Source organism: Prosthecobacter sp. (assembly GCF_020439865.1).
Classification (GTDB): domain Bacteria; phylum Verrucomicrobiota; class Verrucomicrobiia; order Verrucomicrobiales; family Verrucomicrobiaceae; genus Prosthecobacter.
Map to the genome: position 1 here is coordinate 1 of NZ_JAGRPF010000039.1, position 15114 is coordinate 15114.

The window sequence follows — 15114 nt, forward strand, 5'->3', positions numbered from 1 at the left end:
ACGCAGGAACGTTTGGAGAAGCTGAGGCAGAACGGCGGGACGCCGGAGTGCGAGGCTGCTGTGAGCGCGTCGCTGGAGTGGCTGAAGGGCAAGCAGAACGCCGACGGCTCCTGGGGCCGGGGCAACAAGTGCGCGATGACCGGACTGGCGCTGCTGTGCTTCCTGGGCCGTTGTGAGACGCCAGAGTCGCCGTTCTACGGAGACAACGTGATGAAGGGCATCATGTACCTCATCGAAGTCAGCAAGAAGAACCCTTATGGCATATTCTCCGAGACAGGCTGGAAAGGCAAAGCCGCCGGCGGCAACGGAGGTGCCGGCACCTATGAGCACGGCATTGCGACGTATGCTCTGGGTGAGATGTACACGCTGGCGCGTCTTGGCAGCAAGTCGCTTCCGGGCATGCGCGAAGCCTTTGAGAAAGGCGTGAAGGTCATCATCGACAACCAGACCGCCAAGGGAGCATGGGCCTACGGCGGCCCGGATCAAATCGTGTACAACAAAGGCGGCGGCGCAGACCTCTCCGTGGTGGGCTGGCAGTTCCAGGCACTCAAAGCCGCCAAGAACACCGGCTTGAAAATCGACGGCATGCACTCCTGCATCGGCAAGATGACCGATTATCTCGAAACCATGCAGACGAAAGACGGTGGTTTCGGCGGCAGCAATCGCGATGCGCACTACAACCAATGGAGTCTTTCTGGTGTGGGTATCCTCGGTCTCCAGACGATGGCCAAGGGCAAGACCACCGCGATCAAGAAGGGCATCAAGTTCCTGCGGGAGTTCATCACCGCCGAACCGCTCGACTGGAACAAGAACTGCAACCTCTACTGCTGGTACTACTACACTCAGACCTTCTTCCAACAGGGAGGCGACGACTGGAAGTTCTACAACCAGCAGTTCCTGCCGCAGATTCTCAGCGCCCAACAGGCCGATGGCTCGTTTAAACATGGCCGTCCGAACTGGCCTGCAGGCGATGCTGCCGATGAAATCTACCGCCAGTGCCTCTGCACGCTGCAGCTCGAAGTATATTACCGCTACCTCAAGGTCGGTGACCGCGAGGAAGAGTCATTCTTCGACAAGTAAGATTGCCACCGCCCCGCTTCACACGCGAATCTGCCGCAACCACTCTTCGAGGTTGTAGTAGTTGGTAATCCTGCGGACACAGCCATTCTGCAGATCAAAAAACGCGCCAACCCGCAGACGATAGCGTTGTCCCGTGGCAGGAGGAAGACCGTCGTCAGTGGCCAGGTATTCGCCCTCGATGAAGAATTCGGCGGCACCACGCATGCCGTCCTCGCTCGAGAAGACGACGAGGTCATGCACCTGTTCGCGATAGCAGCGGTCCATTCGCTCCAAAAAAGAACGAAAGGCTGCTTTGCCGGTTTCCACAGCACCTTGGTTAATGTCATGCACGACATCTTCGGTCAGCAAGGCGAGAAACGCCGTGCGATCACCCGAGTTGAAAGTTTCATAATAGGTTTGGATGAGCCTGCGGGTTTGCTGCTGCGGGTTTGACATGAGACGCTCAGCATGAATTCGACGGCGTCAGCGTCAATTCAGAAAAGCACGGTTGCGATGCCGGGGCAGACAGTTAAACATCCGCTTCCTATGTTCTCCCCCAGCATGGCGTGGCTTCGTTCCCGCGCATCGATTCTCTGCATCAGTTTGATCCTGGCATCCGGCACCACTTCGGTGCAGGCACAAGCCGCCGTGCTTGTGGTCGATGCCTTCAACAAGAAAGTGCACGTCGCCGGCAATGCCCAGACAAAGCGTCCTGTAGGAGGGCTTGCCAAAATCGCGACCGCCATGGTCACACTCGACTGGGCCGAGGCTTCCAAAGTTGGCGTTGGCGTGCTGGCCACTGTTCCCGCCTACGCCTTTCAGATCTCGGATGCGGGCAACATCGGTCTGCAAGCCGGTGACCAGGTAACCCTGCGCGATCTTATCTATGCCACCATGATGAGCAGCGACAACATCGCCGCCATCACGCTGAGTGATTTCGTGGGGCGCGACCATCTGGCACGACTGGGTCGGGCAGGTCATCCGATGCAGGAGTTCGTGCGCCAGATGAACCAGCTTGCCACACGTGAAGGCGCCCGAGGGACACGCTTCACCAATCCGCACGGTCTCGAGAATTCACGCCCCATGCCCTATTCAACGGCGGCAGATATCGGCCGGCTCGCCATCTACGCCGTCTCTCGTCCAGCGTTGCGCTTCTACACGAATCAGAGCAGCCGCGACATCACGATCTACCGCGCTGGACAACAGCTGAGTGTTTCTTTGAAGAATACCAACCAACTCCTTGGTGTTGATCGCATCGATGGTGTGAAAACCGGCAATACAGAGCGTTCCGGCGGCTGTGTGGTCATTTCGGCAGAGAAACCATCCAGCGTGCAGGTGCAGGCAGACAACACCAGCCTCATTTACCGGCACCGCATGGTCGTCGTCGTGCTCGGCTCGGCCAATCCTTTCGCCGAAGCGCGCACGTTGCTGCACCAAGGCTGGGCCGCCTACGACAGGTGGCTCGCTGCAGGACGTCCCATCACCGACAAGCGGCAGATGCTCGACCACTTTTAATCCTCAGCCGGCATCGTTTCTGCACCTCCTTCCCTTCAGACAAACTTTTCCAAAAACACCCTCATGCGAATCGGAATCTTAAACAGCGGCGGGGACTGCCCCGGACTCAATGCGGTTATCCATGGTGTCGTTGGCGCAGCCCACACGCTTGGTTGGGAAGTTGTCGGTTTTCGTGACGGCTTCGAAGGCCTGCTGCCTCCGGGGGACTACATGATGCTCGATTCCGAAAAAACGATCGGGATCATGAAACTGGGCGGCACGATTCTCGGCACCACAAACAAAGGCCATTTCGTCGCCAAAGTGGGCGAGGGAAATGTTTCCCAGGTTCCGGCTGAAATCGTCGAGAAGGCCAAAAACACGCTTCGTCATCTTGAAGTGGGCGCGCTCATCGTGGTCGGAGGCGACGGCAGCCTCACCACCGGCCTTCAATTGTATCAGATGGGCATCCCTGTGATTGGAGTGCCAAAAACGATCGACAATGACATTCAGGCCACTGCCACCTCTTTCGGCTTTGATTCAGCGGTAGCGACCGTCGTTGATGCATTGGACCGCCTCCACACCACAGCCGAGAGCCACAAGCGCGTCATCGTTTTGGAAGTCATGGGCCGTCATGCGGGCTGGATCGCGCTCTATGGCGGCATGGCTGGCGGCGCGGACGTCATCCTGCTACCAGAGATTCCTTTCAACTTCGACCACGTCTCCAAAGCCATTCGCAAACGCGATGCCGCCGGCCATCACAGCACCCTCGTCGTTGTCGCCGAAGGAGCCCGCATGGAAACAGGCGAACTGCTCACCAAAGAGCGCGTTGGCACGAAGGGGGAAGACCGCCTCGGTGGCATTGGCGACTATGTGGCCAAGCACATCGAAAAAGACACCGGCAAGGAAACTCGTGCTTGCACCCTTGGGCACCTCCAGCGTGGTGGCGCCCCTACGGCGCTTGACCGCATTTTGGGCGTACGTTTCGGCGCCAAGGCGGTTGAACTCATCGAGCAGGGCAGCTTCGGCCGCATGGTCAGCTATCAGCAGTATCAGGTGGGCGATGTTCCCATTGAGGATGCCGTTCACCAACTTCGCCTCGTCTCCAAGGAAAGCGAGATCGTCAAAGCTGCCCGCGCCATCGGCATCTCCTTTGGAGATGCCTGATGACTCAGGATCGACAGCTTTGAAACCGCAGGATCAGCCCAACGCCGCAAGACGCTTGGTCAATGCATCCTTGGACTGCACGCCAACGACAGTGTCCACTGCTTTGCCGTCCTTGAAGAAAACCAGCATGGGAATCGAACGCACGCTGAACTGCGTGGCGAGATTCGGAGATTCATCCACGTTCACTTTGCCAATCTTCACCTTGCCCTCCTGCTCCTTGGCCAAATCATCCAAGATCGGTCCAAGCATTCGGCAGGGGCCGCACCATTCGGCCCAGAAATCCACGATCACCGGCACGGTTGAACTGGAGATTTCGGATTCAAAATTCGCTTCGGTGAGAGTGAGGACTGCTTCGCTTGCCATGATAGGATTGATGGGGGTTAGGTGAAAGGTTACGCGTGCACGCTGGCATCAGAGGCACGCGAATCAACGAAAGTTTTCAGCATCCCTCCGCCTGCGTTTGGGAAAAACATTCCCTCAGAGCGAATGTGACGACAATCTCAGAGGCTCGACTGATTGGAGTGAATCAGACAATTCACATAAACTGGGGCACTTGTTGCCAGCATTTGACGGCGAATGTGAAAAACTCTTTCTTGCTGTCTGGAACGGTTCTCGGCTCAATGAGAGTTATGAAACAAAGCCGTGACTCCACGGGCTTTTCAGGCCGGAAGTTGAAGCGTTTGTTGCATCAGCTCTGCGAACGTGCGCAAGATGATGTGAGAAGAATGTCATCCCATGAGGAAACGGCCACGCACCAACTGCGAGTGCGAATGAAAAAGATGCTCGCTTTGCTTCGTCTCGCCCGTCAAGGCATCGAGGAACACACATTCCAGGCCATGCGCCTTCACCTGCGCACCGTCAGCAACACCTGCGCCGGTAATCGCGATCATGTGGTTCGGTGCAAGCTCGTCGACAAGCTCGCGCGTCGTTTTCATCTCGCATCCAAACATCGTCCGCAACAGGCCGGCACAAAACTTGACGCCCCGCCTGCGTCTTATCTACACCATCAGCTCTATGCCATGGGCCAGCTCATCGACAGCTCATGCATTGGTTCACTTTCCGAGCAGGACCTGCTTGAAGAACATTTTGACTGCTATCGAAAGGGGCGACGTTTGATGAAACAGTCCTTTGAAACCACCGACAAGCGAGTCCTGCACCGCTGGCGGCACCGTGTGAAGGATCTCTATTTTCAAACTCTCGCGCTGTCCCACCTCCCAGGCGCAGCGCGTCGCATCAGACGGGCCCAGCGCCTGGGTCATCTGCTCGGGCGCGATCACGACCTGGCCAATCTCGCGCGCGAGCCCGCCTTTTCGATGCGCAACAGCCCCTGGGTGCAGGTGATCAATGAGCACCGAAGCGACCTTCGGGAACGCTACCTCTCACTCGGACACAAGCTCTACGCGCAACACTGCACGCGCTTCAGCGGCAGAATCACGCATTCCACCTGATCCTGACACTCACTCGGTTCACAGTCCGGTTGCGCGTTGCGCATCTTGGACCAAGCGGATGAAGCGGGCCCTCTCACCACCGGCATCGGCTCCTTTAGCTTGCTTCGCGAGGTTCAGCACGAGACCGTGGTTTAAGCTGCCCAGTTGATCCTCCCCACGCAGGAGAAGGCCGAAGCCAACCACCGACGTTTCAAAAACGAAGTCTTCCCGCGCATTCTGCAGCGAGTAACCTCGGTCAATGACCTGCAGCCTGCTGCTGTCGAACGGGCCGACCGCCTGCGACGTGAAGCGGGCATTGGGAAGTATCACGGTGGCGACCTGACGGCCGCTGTCACGCGGGATATCACCGGTGCCGTTGGGCTGGAACTCATACCACAACACGTGGGTGCCCGCGCTGCGCAGCTCAGTCGCAGCGAGATGGCGCTCACACAGCATGCGGAATTGTTTCACATTCGCCTGGTCAAAGGTGACCTCGAGAGGAAATGCGGTGTCGGAGGAAAGCACGGCCGCCTGATCAGCCGGCAGCTGGATCACAACGCGCAGCAGACGATTGGCAGGGTTCCACGGGCAGTCTGCCACCTCGGCTTTCCACGAGTGAATGAACAAGTCGGACACCTTTGCCGGTTTGGCCTCGGACTTGGAATTGGTGCTCTTGGGCGAGGCAAACACCTGCCCTTTGGACTTCGGCGGCGCGGGTTTGATCTGCGCAGGATGCAGGCTGAACTGATCTGTTGCCTGCTTGGTTGTGCTAACAAAGGCCGTGCGGCCGGCAGGCATGGTGAAACCCAAATTTGGCGATCCCGCAGCCACGGACGTGCGGGTTGCGACCGCCGGTGCGGTCTCGATGACAACCACCTCCTTCACAACAGGTGCAGGCTTGGCCTGTGCAACTGCTTTGGCAGGAGCCGGAGCAGGCTCGGGTTTCTGAGGCACTGCGACAGGTTTGGGCTCGGACTTGGCAGGGACGTCAGCGACCACCATGGGAGCAGGAGCCGTCTTTTCCACAGGTTGCAGGAGCTTCACCACCGTTTCAACAGGTGGATTTGGCTTGGAAGACACCACAACAGCCTGCGCTGCGTCTTTGACCACCGGGCTGAACGACCATCCGGCAAAAAATGCGGCCCCCGTCAGACTCACAACCGCCGCGATCTTGAGCACCGATCCCATCACCGGCCAGAAAACTTGACGCGGACGCGCGGCGGGTTTGCGAGGCATCATGGGCTGAATCCGACGCGGCAGTTTGGAAGGATGGAGCACCGCGTGCCGCTGCTCATGAGTCAGTCGGGATTGCGGGATGGGCGCACCCTGCCGCAAGGCATCGGTCACGGCCTCGATCTGTTCCAACTCGTGCATGGCGGCGGGCGTGGTGGCCAGCACCTCATGCAAGGCACGCGCCTCTTCGGCGCTCAGCTCTCCGAGCGCGTAGGCGGTAAAGTGGGGATTGTCTTGTGGATTCATGAATGGGTTGGGGAGTATTCTTCACTCACGTCGGTGCTCATCAGTTCGCGGAGTTTCTTGATCGCGTGATGCATGATGAAGCCGACATTGCCGATGCTGAGCCCGGTAATGCCTGCGATTTCCTGATAGGAGCAGTCGTGCAGGAACTTGAGTCGAACGACCTCACGCTGGTTGGGCCGCAACCGGTCCACGCAACGCCAGATGTGCTCGTAGAGTTCATGCATGCCGGCGCTCTGGGAAGGATCGAGTTCGTGATCGGTGGCTGCGTCGATGACCTCCTCATTGCCAAGTTCCAGCCGTTGTTCTTTGCGCAGGATGTCGAAGGCACGGTTGCGACAGACGGTAAAGAGCCATGATTTAAGATTCTCCCGTACCCGTTCCGGTTCAGTGAGGTAGAGCCGAAGCATGGCATCCTGCACGACATCACGGGCACGCTCGATGTCTCCACCGAGGATGCCGGCTGTGTAGGCGATAAGGGTGCTTTCATGCTGATCCAGCGCTCGCCTGACCAGCACGGAGGCTTCATCCTGAACGTGTTGGGCGGGCATGCGTGAGTTCGGGTGTGAAACGGTCAGACACGAGAAGAAATTAGGCCGACGACCAAGTTGCCGTCATTTTCCGCATTGGAAACCGCAATCTTGGACCAAGCAGAGGCGTTGAAACGGGTATTGTGAGTGAATCTTCCTCGTCCGGCACTTCATTTCTGCTGATTCTGCTCGCCTTGGGTGGCGGAATCTGGTTGGTCCAATGGCTGCTGGAAGAACCCAAGCCAGCCGCTCAGACAGCCCCCGCGGAAGCGGTGTCTTCCACCTCCAGCCGAGCCGTCGAGTTTTCGAAAAACAACGGTGAGGCCTTGAACAACTCCATGAGCGAGCAGCTCAAGTCCGTGCAGGAAATGGTGGGTGGAAAAATCGACGGACAGACCTACACGCTGCCACAGGGAAAGAAGTGACAGATCACCAGCCGCCACCGAGGGCCTTGATCAGGAGCACACAGGCCAGGTAGCTCTCTCCGCGCAGGCGTGTGACCTCCTGTTCGGCCCGCAGCAGAGTTCGCTGACTGTCCAGCACCTCGTAGTAGGCCACGAGACCGGCATCGTAACGCTTGCGGGACAGTTCAAGCGCTTGCTTCGCCGAAGCAACGGTCGACTCTTGGGCCGCAGTCTGACGCTTTAAAACGGCAAGACCGCTCAACGCATCCTCCGCGTCGCGCATGGCACCGAGCACCGTGCTCTTATAACTCGCGGCCGCCTGATCATAGCGCGCCTGAGTGGCCTCAATGTTCGCCCTGACTCCCCCGCCCCGCAGCAGCGGCCATTCAACTGCCGCCGGCCCCAGCCCCCAAACACGGCTCTGGGCGTCGCCGATCTTCCACAAATAGCTCGTCTGAGTTCCCCCGGTGACACCGATGCTCAGGCTCGGAAACAACGCCGCCTTTGCCACACCAATCTCCGCATTCAATGAAGCCATCTGGCGCTCCGCAGCAGCAATATCAGGACGACGCTCCAACAGATCGCTCGGCACGCTGGCAGGCACGGACGGAGGTGCACCGCTGATCTCGTGAGCGGGCTGGCTGAACTGCGACGGAGTGGTACCCAGCAGCAAGGCAATGGCATGTTCGAGTTCTGCCCGCCGCTTCTCGAGACCGATCGCCTCCGCCTCTGTCGAAGCCAGATCCGTCTCCGCCTGGGCCACATCGATCTGTGCGATGTCACCCTGCGCAAACCGCGTGCGGGCCAGTTCCACCGTCTTGCGCCGTAGCGCCACGTTGCGCGCCAGCAGTGCAATCTGCGCATCCTGCGCCCGCAGTGCGAAGTAATTCATCGCCAGTTCGCTCTGCAGACCCAGCAACACGTTGTGATAGCTGGCCTGCTCAGCTTCCGCGCGTGCCGCACCGGCGCTGCTTTGATTGCGCAGCTTGCCCCAGAAATCGAGCTCATATTGGAAGTCGAGCGTGGCACCGAACACGTTGCGCGTCCGACCGCCGGCGAACTGAAACTTCATGTTGCTCGAACCGCGGCTGCGCGATGAAGAACTGTTCAATGTCAGAAACGGAAACAGGCCCGCCCGGTCCGCACGCGCCAGCGCTCTTGCTTCAGTCACCCGATGCATCGCGAGCTCCAACGTCGGACTGCCTGCGTGTGCCTGCTTCATGAGGGCATCGAGCCGAGCATCACCGAACAGCCTCCACCACTCTCCCCGGCTCGCCTCATCCTTCGGCCGCGCCGTGCGCCATGGGCCGCTGGTTTTGAACTCCTTGGGCAGCTCCGGCTTCGGCTTCAGATACTTGGGAGCGAGATTGCAGGACGGCAGCAGCAGAAAGGCAAACAGCAGCAGATGCAGCAGGGCGGGATAGTTCTTCATGGACGATGATTCTTCACCCGTAAGTGCAGACTCCAGCTTGCGGGTGACATCAAGCGGTGAACCGGTGCGCCGGGCAATCAAGGCATACACCATGGGCACGAGAAACAGGGTGACTACAGTGGCAGAAGTCACACCAAACACGATCACCACGCCCACCACCATGCGCGTTTCATAGCCCGCCCCTTTGCCAAGCATCAACGGCAGCGCCCCCATCACCGTGGAGAGAGCCGTCATCACGATGGGCCGCAAACGCTGCTCCCCGGCCTTCAACACCGCTTCATGAAACTCCACGCCTTCATCGCGGAGCTGGTTGATGAATTCGACGATGAGAATGCCGTTCTTCGCCGCCAGACCGATGAGCATGATGAGTCCGATCTGACTGTAGATGCTCTGGTTCATTCCCATGATCTGCAGTCCAAGCAGCGCACCCGCGACGGCCATGGGAACCGTCAGCATGATCGTGAATGGATGAACGAAACTCTCAAACTGCGCCGCGAGCACGAGGAAGGCGATGAGCAGGGCGAGCGCGAAAATCAGACCGATGCTGCCGCTGTTCTCCTTCAGCTTAAGGGCGTTGCCTTTGTAGCCAACCACCGCAGATGCCGGCAGTTCGTCGTGAATCAACTGCTCCATGTATGCCACCGCCTCCCCGAGGCTGTAGCCATCCGCCAAATCCGCGTCGAACGTAATGCTGCGCATGCGGTTGTATCGGTTCAGCGTGCCGCTGTCAGCGAACTCGGTCATCGTCACCAAATTTGCCAGGGGAATGAGCTGTCCGCTCTTTTCGCTGCGCACGAAAATGTTGTTCAGGTCCAAAGGGCTGCGCTTGTCGGCGTAGCTGCCTTCGAGAATCACATCGTACTCCTCGCCCTGATGCAGGAAAGTAGTCGCGCGGCGTCCGCCTAGCAATGTTTCCAAAGTTCGTCCGACGTTTTCCGACGAGACACCGAGATCGGCCGCACGCGTGTGATTGATGCTCACATTCAACTGCGGCTTGGTCTCGCGGTAGTCGCAGTCCAGCCCCACCAGTCGCGAATTGGCGGCGGCTTTGTCCATGATGATGTCACGCCATTCTGCCAGCTCTTCAAACGTGGGACCACTGAGCACAAGCTGCAGCGGCTTGAAAAGTCCGCGCATCATCCCCTGACGCATGATAACCGCCATCTTCGCATCGGGGATGTCCGCGATCTTCGCGCGCACGTCCGACATGATCTCGAAACCGTCCCGGCGCGTTCCGAAGGGCGTCAAAGTGATGACATTGATGCCCTCGTTAAAGTCAGCCGTCGTGCCGAATGACCGCGGTGCCCGGGCGATGACGCGCGTGGCCTCACCCTTTTCCTCAACCAGATACATGAGCCGTTCGTGCAGGGTCTCCAACGTCTCGACCGTGCTGGCATAGGTGGTTCCAGGCGGACCCGTGGCCGTGATGAAAAAGGAACCCCGATCCTCGCGCGGTGTGAACTCATCCGGAATCGTGCGCAACAACCACCAGCACATCAGCATGACCCCCAAAACGACCGGCACCGTCGTGGCGGGAAACTGCAGAGCCACTCCGAGCGCCTTTCGATACACTCTCTGCACAGCCAAAAATACGCGCTCAAGCAGGCGGGCCACCAGATTGTCCTGCTCGCGATTGCGCAGAATTTTCGACGCAAGCATGGGCGACAGCGTCAGCGCCACGAACCCGCTGAACCCCACGGCAATCGCAAGAGTCACGCTGAACTCTGCAAACAATCTTCCAGCATCGCCCGGCATGAACGTCACCGGCACAAACACCGACATGAGCACCAGCGTGGTCGCCACTACGGCGAATCCGACCTGACGCGTGCCGAGATACGCGGCCACCAGGGGCGTCTCCCCCTCCTCAATGCGGCGATGAATGTTTTCCAGCACCACGATGGCATCATCCACCACAAGCCCGATCGCCAATACGAAGGCAAGCAGCGTCAGCGTGTTCATCGAGTAATCCAGAGCCAGCAGCACGATGCAGGTGGCCAGCATGCTGACCGGAACTGCAAGCATTGGCACCAGCACGGCACGCATGCTGCCCAGGAACAAATAGATGATCGCGATCACCAGCACGAGCGCGATGATCAGCGTGCGATAAACTTCATGAATCGACTCTTCGATGAACTGGCTGATGTCATAGCTGTTCTCCAGCTTCAGGTCCGCGGGCAATGTCTCACGCACCTTTTCAGCCTCCTCACGCACCGCACGAGCCACCGCGAGCGGGTTCGCACGCGACTGACGGATCATGCCCAGCGAAACCATGCGCACACGGTTGCCTTTGAAAATCGTCCGCGCCTCATCGGCACCGAGTTCAACCTTCGCCACCTCCCCCAGGCGCACCTGATAACCGTTCTCACCCCGGGCGACGACCAGATTGCTAAAGTCTTCAGGCGTCTTGAACTGGCGGTTGATGCGCACCGTGAACTGGCGGTCGAGTGACTGCACTGTTCCAGCCGGCGGATCCACGTTTTCACGCCGCAACGCGTTTTCAATATCCAGTGCCGTGAGTCCGCGCGCGGCAAGCGCTTCACGATCCAACCAGACACGCAAAGAGTAGCGCGCTCCGCCGTTGATGCGCACACGTGCGATGCCTGGCAGGCGTGAAAAGCGATCGACCAAATAACGCTCGGCGTAGTCCGTCAGTTCGAGCATGCCACGAGCATCGCTGGTGAGGTTGAGATACATCAGCACCTCGGAGCTCAATTCCGTCTTGCCCACGTTCGGAGGATCCACCTCGTCGGGAAACGACGCCAGAATGGGGCTGATCGCTTCACGAATATCATTGGCCGCGGCATCAAGATCCCGGCCCAGATTGAACTCCACCGTGATCTCCGATTTGCCGTCAGCACTCACGGAAGAGATGTTGCTGATCGCCTCCACCTGCGAGATGCGGTCCTCCAACCGCTGGGTGATACGACGCTCCACCACGGCCGCCGACGCGCCGCGATAGGAGGTTTCCACAGTCACGATCGGCGGCTCAATGTCCGGATACTCGCGCACCTGCAGTCGAATGTAAGCGACCACACCAAAGGCGATGAGAATCAGGTTCATCACCATCGCCAGCACAGGACGGCGCACCGATGTATCCGAAAGCCACATCTCAGGGTGTCTCCGCCGCCTCTTGTTCCGGATTGAACGCCTTCACCGGTCCGGCGTAGTTCCCTGCGATCTTCACCGCCGCTCCATCCTGCAATCCCACCAGACCGTCGGCGATGATCACCTGCCCTTCTCTCAAGCCGCTGATGATCTCTACAAATCCTGGCTTGCGGCGGCCCGTTTTGACTTCGACCCGCTTCGCCCGGTCGTTCTGAATCGAAAACACAAACGCTTTGGCACCCACCGGCACCAGCGCACGTTCCGGAATGGAAAGCGACAGCTTCGGCTCCACCACAAGCCTGACCATGACGAGCATTCCCGGCTTCAAGGCGAGATCCGGATTGGGAACCTCGGCTCGGGTGGGAATCGAACGCGTCACCGGATCGATGCGTGAATCCAACTGCGACACCTTGCCTTCATATTTGCGCTCACGGTCGGAGTCGGTGCGTGCCGTGATGAGCGTACCGGGCTTCACACTGCCGAGATAGGTTTCCGGCACGGAAAAGTCGATCTTCACCACGTCGATTTTGTCCAGAGAAGCAATGATCGTCCCCGGTGTCACCAAGGCCCCCACGCTGATGCGTCGCAGTCCGAGCCAGCCGTCAAACGGTGCCGTGATGCGCCGGTCCGCCAGCCGCGCCTGAGCCTCGAGGATTTTCTGCTTCGCAATGTCCGCAAGCGTCAGACGCTCCGCGAGCCGCGCCTCGGGAGCCGCACCGTCTTTGACCAGGTTTTTGAGACGTTCGATTTCACGCTCCTCCTCCGCCAGCGTCGCCTTTGCCGAAGCCAGCATCGCCTGCTCCTCCGCATCGCTCAACAGGGCGAGCAGCGTGCCTTTCTTGACGAAATCCCCGTCGTTGAACGAGAGCTGCGTCACCGATTCGGTGACATTGGAACTGATGTCGATGGACTCAAACGCCCGCACCGTGCCAATAGCGTCGAGATCGAGCGCATAGTTCTCCTTCGCCACTTTTGCCACCAAAACTCGTGCCATTCCCTTTGCAGCTTTTGCCGGATTGGCCGCCGCGGCCTGATCTTGTTTTTTCAGGAAAAACCAGCCTCCCCCCATCACGATTCCCGTCACGAGAACGAACACAAAAAGTCGAACGTAGGCACTGGGTCTGGCTTCGGGCATGAGGGGGCTTCAAACAAACGCGCGCCAACGAAATCGCTAGCAGCAAAGACTGGATCACGCAGATTTTTTTGTCAGCAAATGGTCAGCATCGGCAGGGCAGGAACTGCAGCCCTGCAATTCAACCGAGTTCCGAGACAGGTCGCGGGTGAGGTCGGCGGTTACCCTCGGGAACATGCGGCCGCGGGCGGCTTGGTCACCATCGTCCATTTGTTCTCCAAGATGCGAGAAAAACGAACGGAGCAATGGAGCAATGGGGTCAGAGCAATGGAGCAATGGGGTCAGTGTGCAACTTCTTGACAGATTTGGCTTTCGCGTCAAAGACGCGCTATGGCCCGCAGCATCCGCATCCAGTCCGCCGGGGCGTATTACCACGTGATGGCCCGCGGCAACCGCCGAGAGGACATCTTCCATGATGACGACGACCGGCGCTTTTTTCTGCACACGCTGAGCCAGGCCTGCGAGATGACCGGCTGGCGGGTGCATGCGTGGGTGTTGATGAGCAACCACTACCATCTCTTCCTCCAGACGCCCGAGCCGAACCTCGTGGCGGGGATGGCGTGGCTGCAAAACACGCTGACACGGCGTTACAACGTGCGGCATCGCAAGTGGGGGCGCTTGTTTGGCGATCGCTACAAGGCGGTGATCGTGGAGGGCGAGGACCGTCATCACTACCAGACGCTGATGGATTACATCCACCTCAACCCTGTGCGCGCACGGATCCTCCGGCCCAAGGCGGGGCAGAGCGTGCTGGACTATGCGTGGAGCAGCGTGGCGGGCGGCTATGCGCTGCCGCCGAAGAAGCGTGCGAAGTGGCTGGCCGTGGAGAGCGGCTTGAAGGCCTTCGAACTTGCCGACACCACGGCCGGACGACGCCGGATGGTGCAGCGTCTGGACCGTCGTGCGGTGAGCGAGGAGATCCAAAGCTGCGGAGTGCCGCCGCAGAGCGAGGAAGTGGATGCGCGGGCCAGCCACCTGCGGCGCGGATGGTATTGGGGCACGCAGGCCTTCGGGGAGGCGATGCGCAAACTGGCGGCGGGCGTGCTGAAAACCAAGTCTCCCAGGGCGCGTGCCTACCGCGCTGATCATCACGTGGCACGTCATGACGAACGGAACGCCGAGGCATGGTTGAAGGCGGGCTTGAGGGTCGCAGGCATCAAGCCGGGAGAACTGGAGCGCTTGAAAGGATCCGACCCGCGCAAGCTCATGCTGGCCGATCATCTCTGGCGGCGGACGGTGGTGTCGCAGGAATGGTTGGCGGAGAAGCTGGCGATGAAGAGCGCGGCGAACGTGAGCCAACAGCTGCGGCGGCTGAACCGAAAGCGTGCGTTGGCGGCGCTGACAGAGGCACTGAAAAAGCATCTGGAATCAACATGAGTGCTGTCAATAATTTGCACACTGACCCCGTTTTCCTTAACTCCCAGTTTTCATGAAAGAACTATAAATGAACCCACGAGCCAACCAATGGCATTGGCCGTGCCAACCCATTTGGAGAATTTGAAATCAGGCCAGCATCTCGGTTTTTGAACCCTCCTATTTTTGGAGCAGCGCCACGCATTCTTCGCAGCCAGCGCTCTCACACTTGCGGCTGCGGATCATTCATGGTCCTGACAACGTTTTTTTGTCGGAGAAAAGAAAACTTACTTCCAACTGAACACCCCAACGCCTTGCCCTCCTCATGGCGCGTTCCCGGTTCACCGTTCCGCATTCTTCCGGGCGCAAGTGCAGGGGAGGAAGTTGAAACAAGACTTCGGTAGAGATGCGACTGACCTGATGATGTCACGCTGTCCATGAACTCAAATCGCCGCGAACGCAAGCCGCCGGGTTTTCCACGGGAAGCATGGCCGAGTGGCCTGAGATCAGCTGCAGGTCTGTTTTACCTGAGCGGGCA

General features: G+C 59.1%; 12 protein-coding genes and 1 pseudogene. 6 read left to right on the forward strand and 7 right to left on the reverse strand.

From position 1 onward, the window contains the following. Nucleotides 1-1080 (forward strand): prenyltransferase/squalene oxidase repeat-containing protein (locus tag KDL09_RS03955; RefSeq protein ID WP_294381606.1); only part of this gene is annotated, 1080 nt, incomplete at its 5' end. Nucleotides 1081-1098: 18 nt separating this feature from the next. On the opposite strand, the gene KDL09_RS03960 is transcribed toward KDL09_RS03955, so the two are convergent. Next, nucleotides 1099-1515 (reverse strand): ketosteroid isomerase-related protein, encoded by a 417-nt coding sequence (locus tag KDL09_RS03960; protein WP_294381607.1) that lies wholly within the window; start codon nt 1513-1515, stop codon nt 1099-1101. A 105-nt stretch (nt 1516-1620) separates the two neighbouring features. On the opposite strand from KDL09_RS03960, the gene KDL09_RS03965 reads away from it, so the two are divergent. Beyond that, nucleotides 1621-2574, forward strand: a complete 954-nt coding sequence (locus tag KDL09_RS03965; RefSeq protein WP_294381610.1) for a serine hydrolase — start codon at nt 1621-1623, stop codon at nt 2572-2574. A gap of 63 nt (nt 2575-2637) precedes the next feature. Next, on the forward strand, nt 2638-3717 hold the full coding sequence (locus KDL09_RS03970) for an ATP-dependent 6-phosphofructokinase (RefSeq protein ID WP_294381612.1): 1080 nt from the start codon (nt 2638-2640) through the stop codon (nt 3715-3717). Between the two features lie 33 nt (nt 3718-3750). On the opposite strand, the gene trxA is transcribed toward KDL09_RS03970, so the two are convergent. Further along, nucleotides 3751-4080, reverse strand: coding sequence for a thioredoxin (gene trxA / locus KDL09_RS03975; protein WP_294381615.1), 330 nt, complete (start codon nt 4078-4080; stop codon nt 3751-3753). A gap of 35 nt (nt 4081-4115) precedes the next feature. On the opposite strand from trxA, the gene KDL09_RS03980 reads away from it, so the two are divergent. Continuing rightward, complete coding sequence (locus KDL09_RS03980) at nt 4116-5165, forward strand: CHAD domain-containing protein (RefSeq protein WP_294381617.1); 1050 nt, start codon at nt 4116-4118, stop codon at nt 5163-5165. 18 nt (nt 5166-5183) lie between these two features. On the opposite strand, the gene KDL09_RS03985 is transcribed toward KDL09_RS03980, so the two are convergent. Beyond that, nucleotides 5184-6623 (reverse strand): YfbK domain-containing protein, encoded by a 1440-nt coding sequence (locus KDL09_RS03985; protein WP_294381621.1) that lies wholly within the window; start codon nt 6621-6623, stop codon nt 5184-5186. Beyond that, a complete protein-coding gene (locus KDL09_RS03990) occupies nt 6620-7171 on the reverse strand; it encodes a sigma-70 family RNA polymerase sigma factor (protein ID WP_294381624.1) in 552 nt (183 codons plus the stop codon). Before KDL09_RS03990 ends, KDL09_RS03985 begins: the two co-directional genes overlap by 4 nt. A 122-nt stretch (nt 7172-7293) precedes the next feature. On the opposite strand from KDL09_RS03990, the gene KDL09_RS03995 reads away from it, so the two are divergent. Beyond that, nucleotides 7294-7575 (forward strand): hypothetical protein, encoded by a 282-nt coding sequence (locus tag KDL09_RS03995; protein ID WP_294381625.1) that lies wholly within the window; start codon nt 7294-7296, stop codon nt 7573-7575. A gap of 4 nt (nt 7576-7579) precedes the next feature. On the opposite strand, the gene KDL09_RS25150 is transcribed toward KDL09_RS03995, so the two are convergent. The 3 genes and pseudogenes from KDL09_RS25150 to KDL09_RS04005 all read right to left on the reverse strand — a co-directional run bounded on the left by KDL09_RS25150 (nt 7580) and on the right by KDL09_RS04005 (nt 13226). After that, complete coding sequence (locus KDL09_RS25150; RefSeq protein WP_345781066.1) at nt 7580-8986, reverse strand: efflux transporter outer membrane subunit; 1407 nt, start codon at nt 8984-8986, stop codon at nt 7580-7582. Nucleotides 8987-9016: 30 nt separating this feature from the next. Then, nucleotides 9017-12094 (reverse strand): annotated as a pseudogene (locus KDL09_RS04000) (efflux RND transporter permease subunit); the annotation flags it as partial. A gap of 1 nt (nt 12095) precedes the next feature. Further along, nucleotides 12096-13226 (reverse strand): efflux RND transporter periplasmic adaptor subunit, encoded by a 1131-nt coding sequence (locus KDL09_RS04005; RefSeq protein WP_294381629.1) that lies wholly within the window; start codon nt 13224-13226, stop codon nt 12096-12098. Nucleotides 13227-13553: 327 nt separating this feature from the next. Between KDL09_RS04005 and KDL09_RS04010 the strand changes: the two genes are divergently transcribed. Beyond that, on the forward strand, nt 13554-14600 hold the full coding sequence (locus KDL09_RS04010; protein ID WP_294381630.1) for a transposase: 1047 nt from the start codon (nt 13554-13556) through the stop codon (nt 14598-14600). Nucleotides 14601-15114 lie beyond the last annotated feature (514 nt).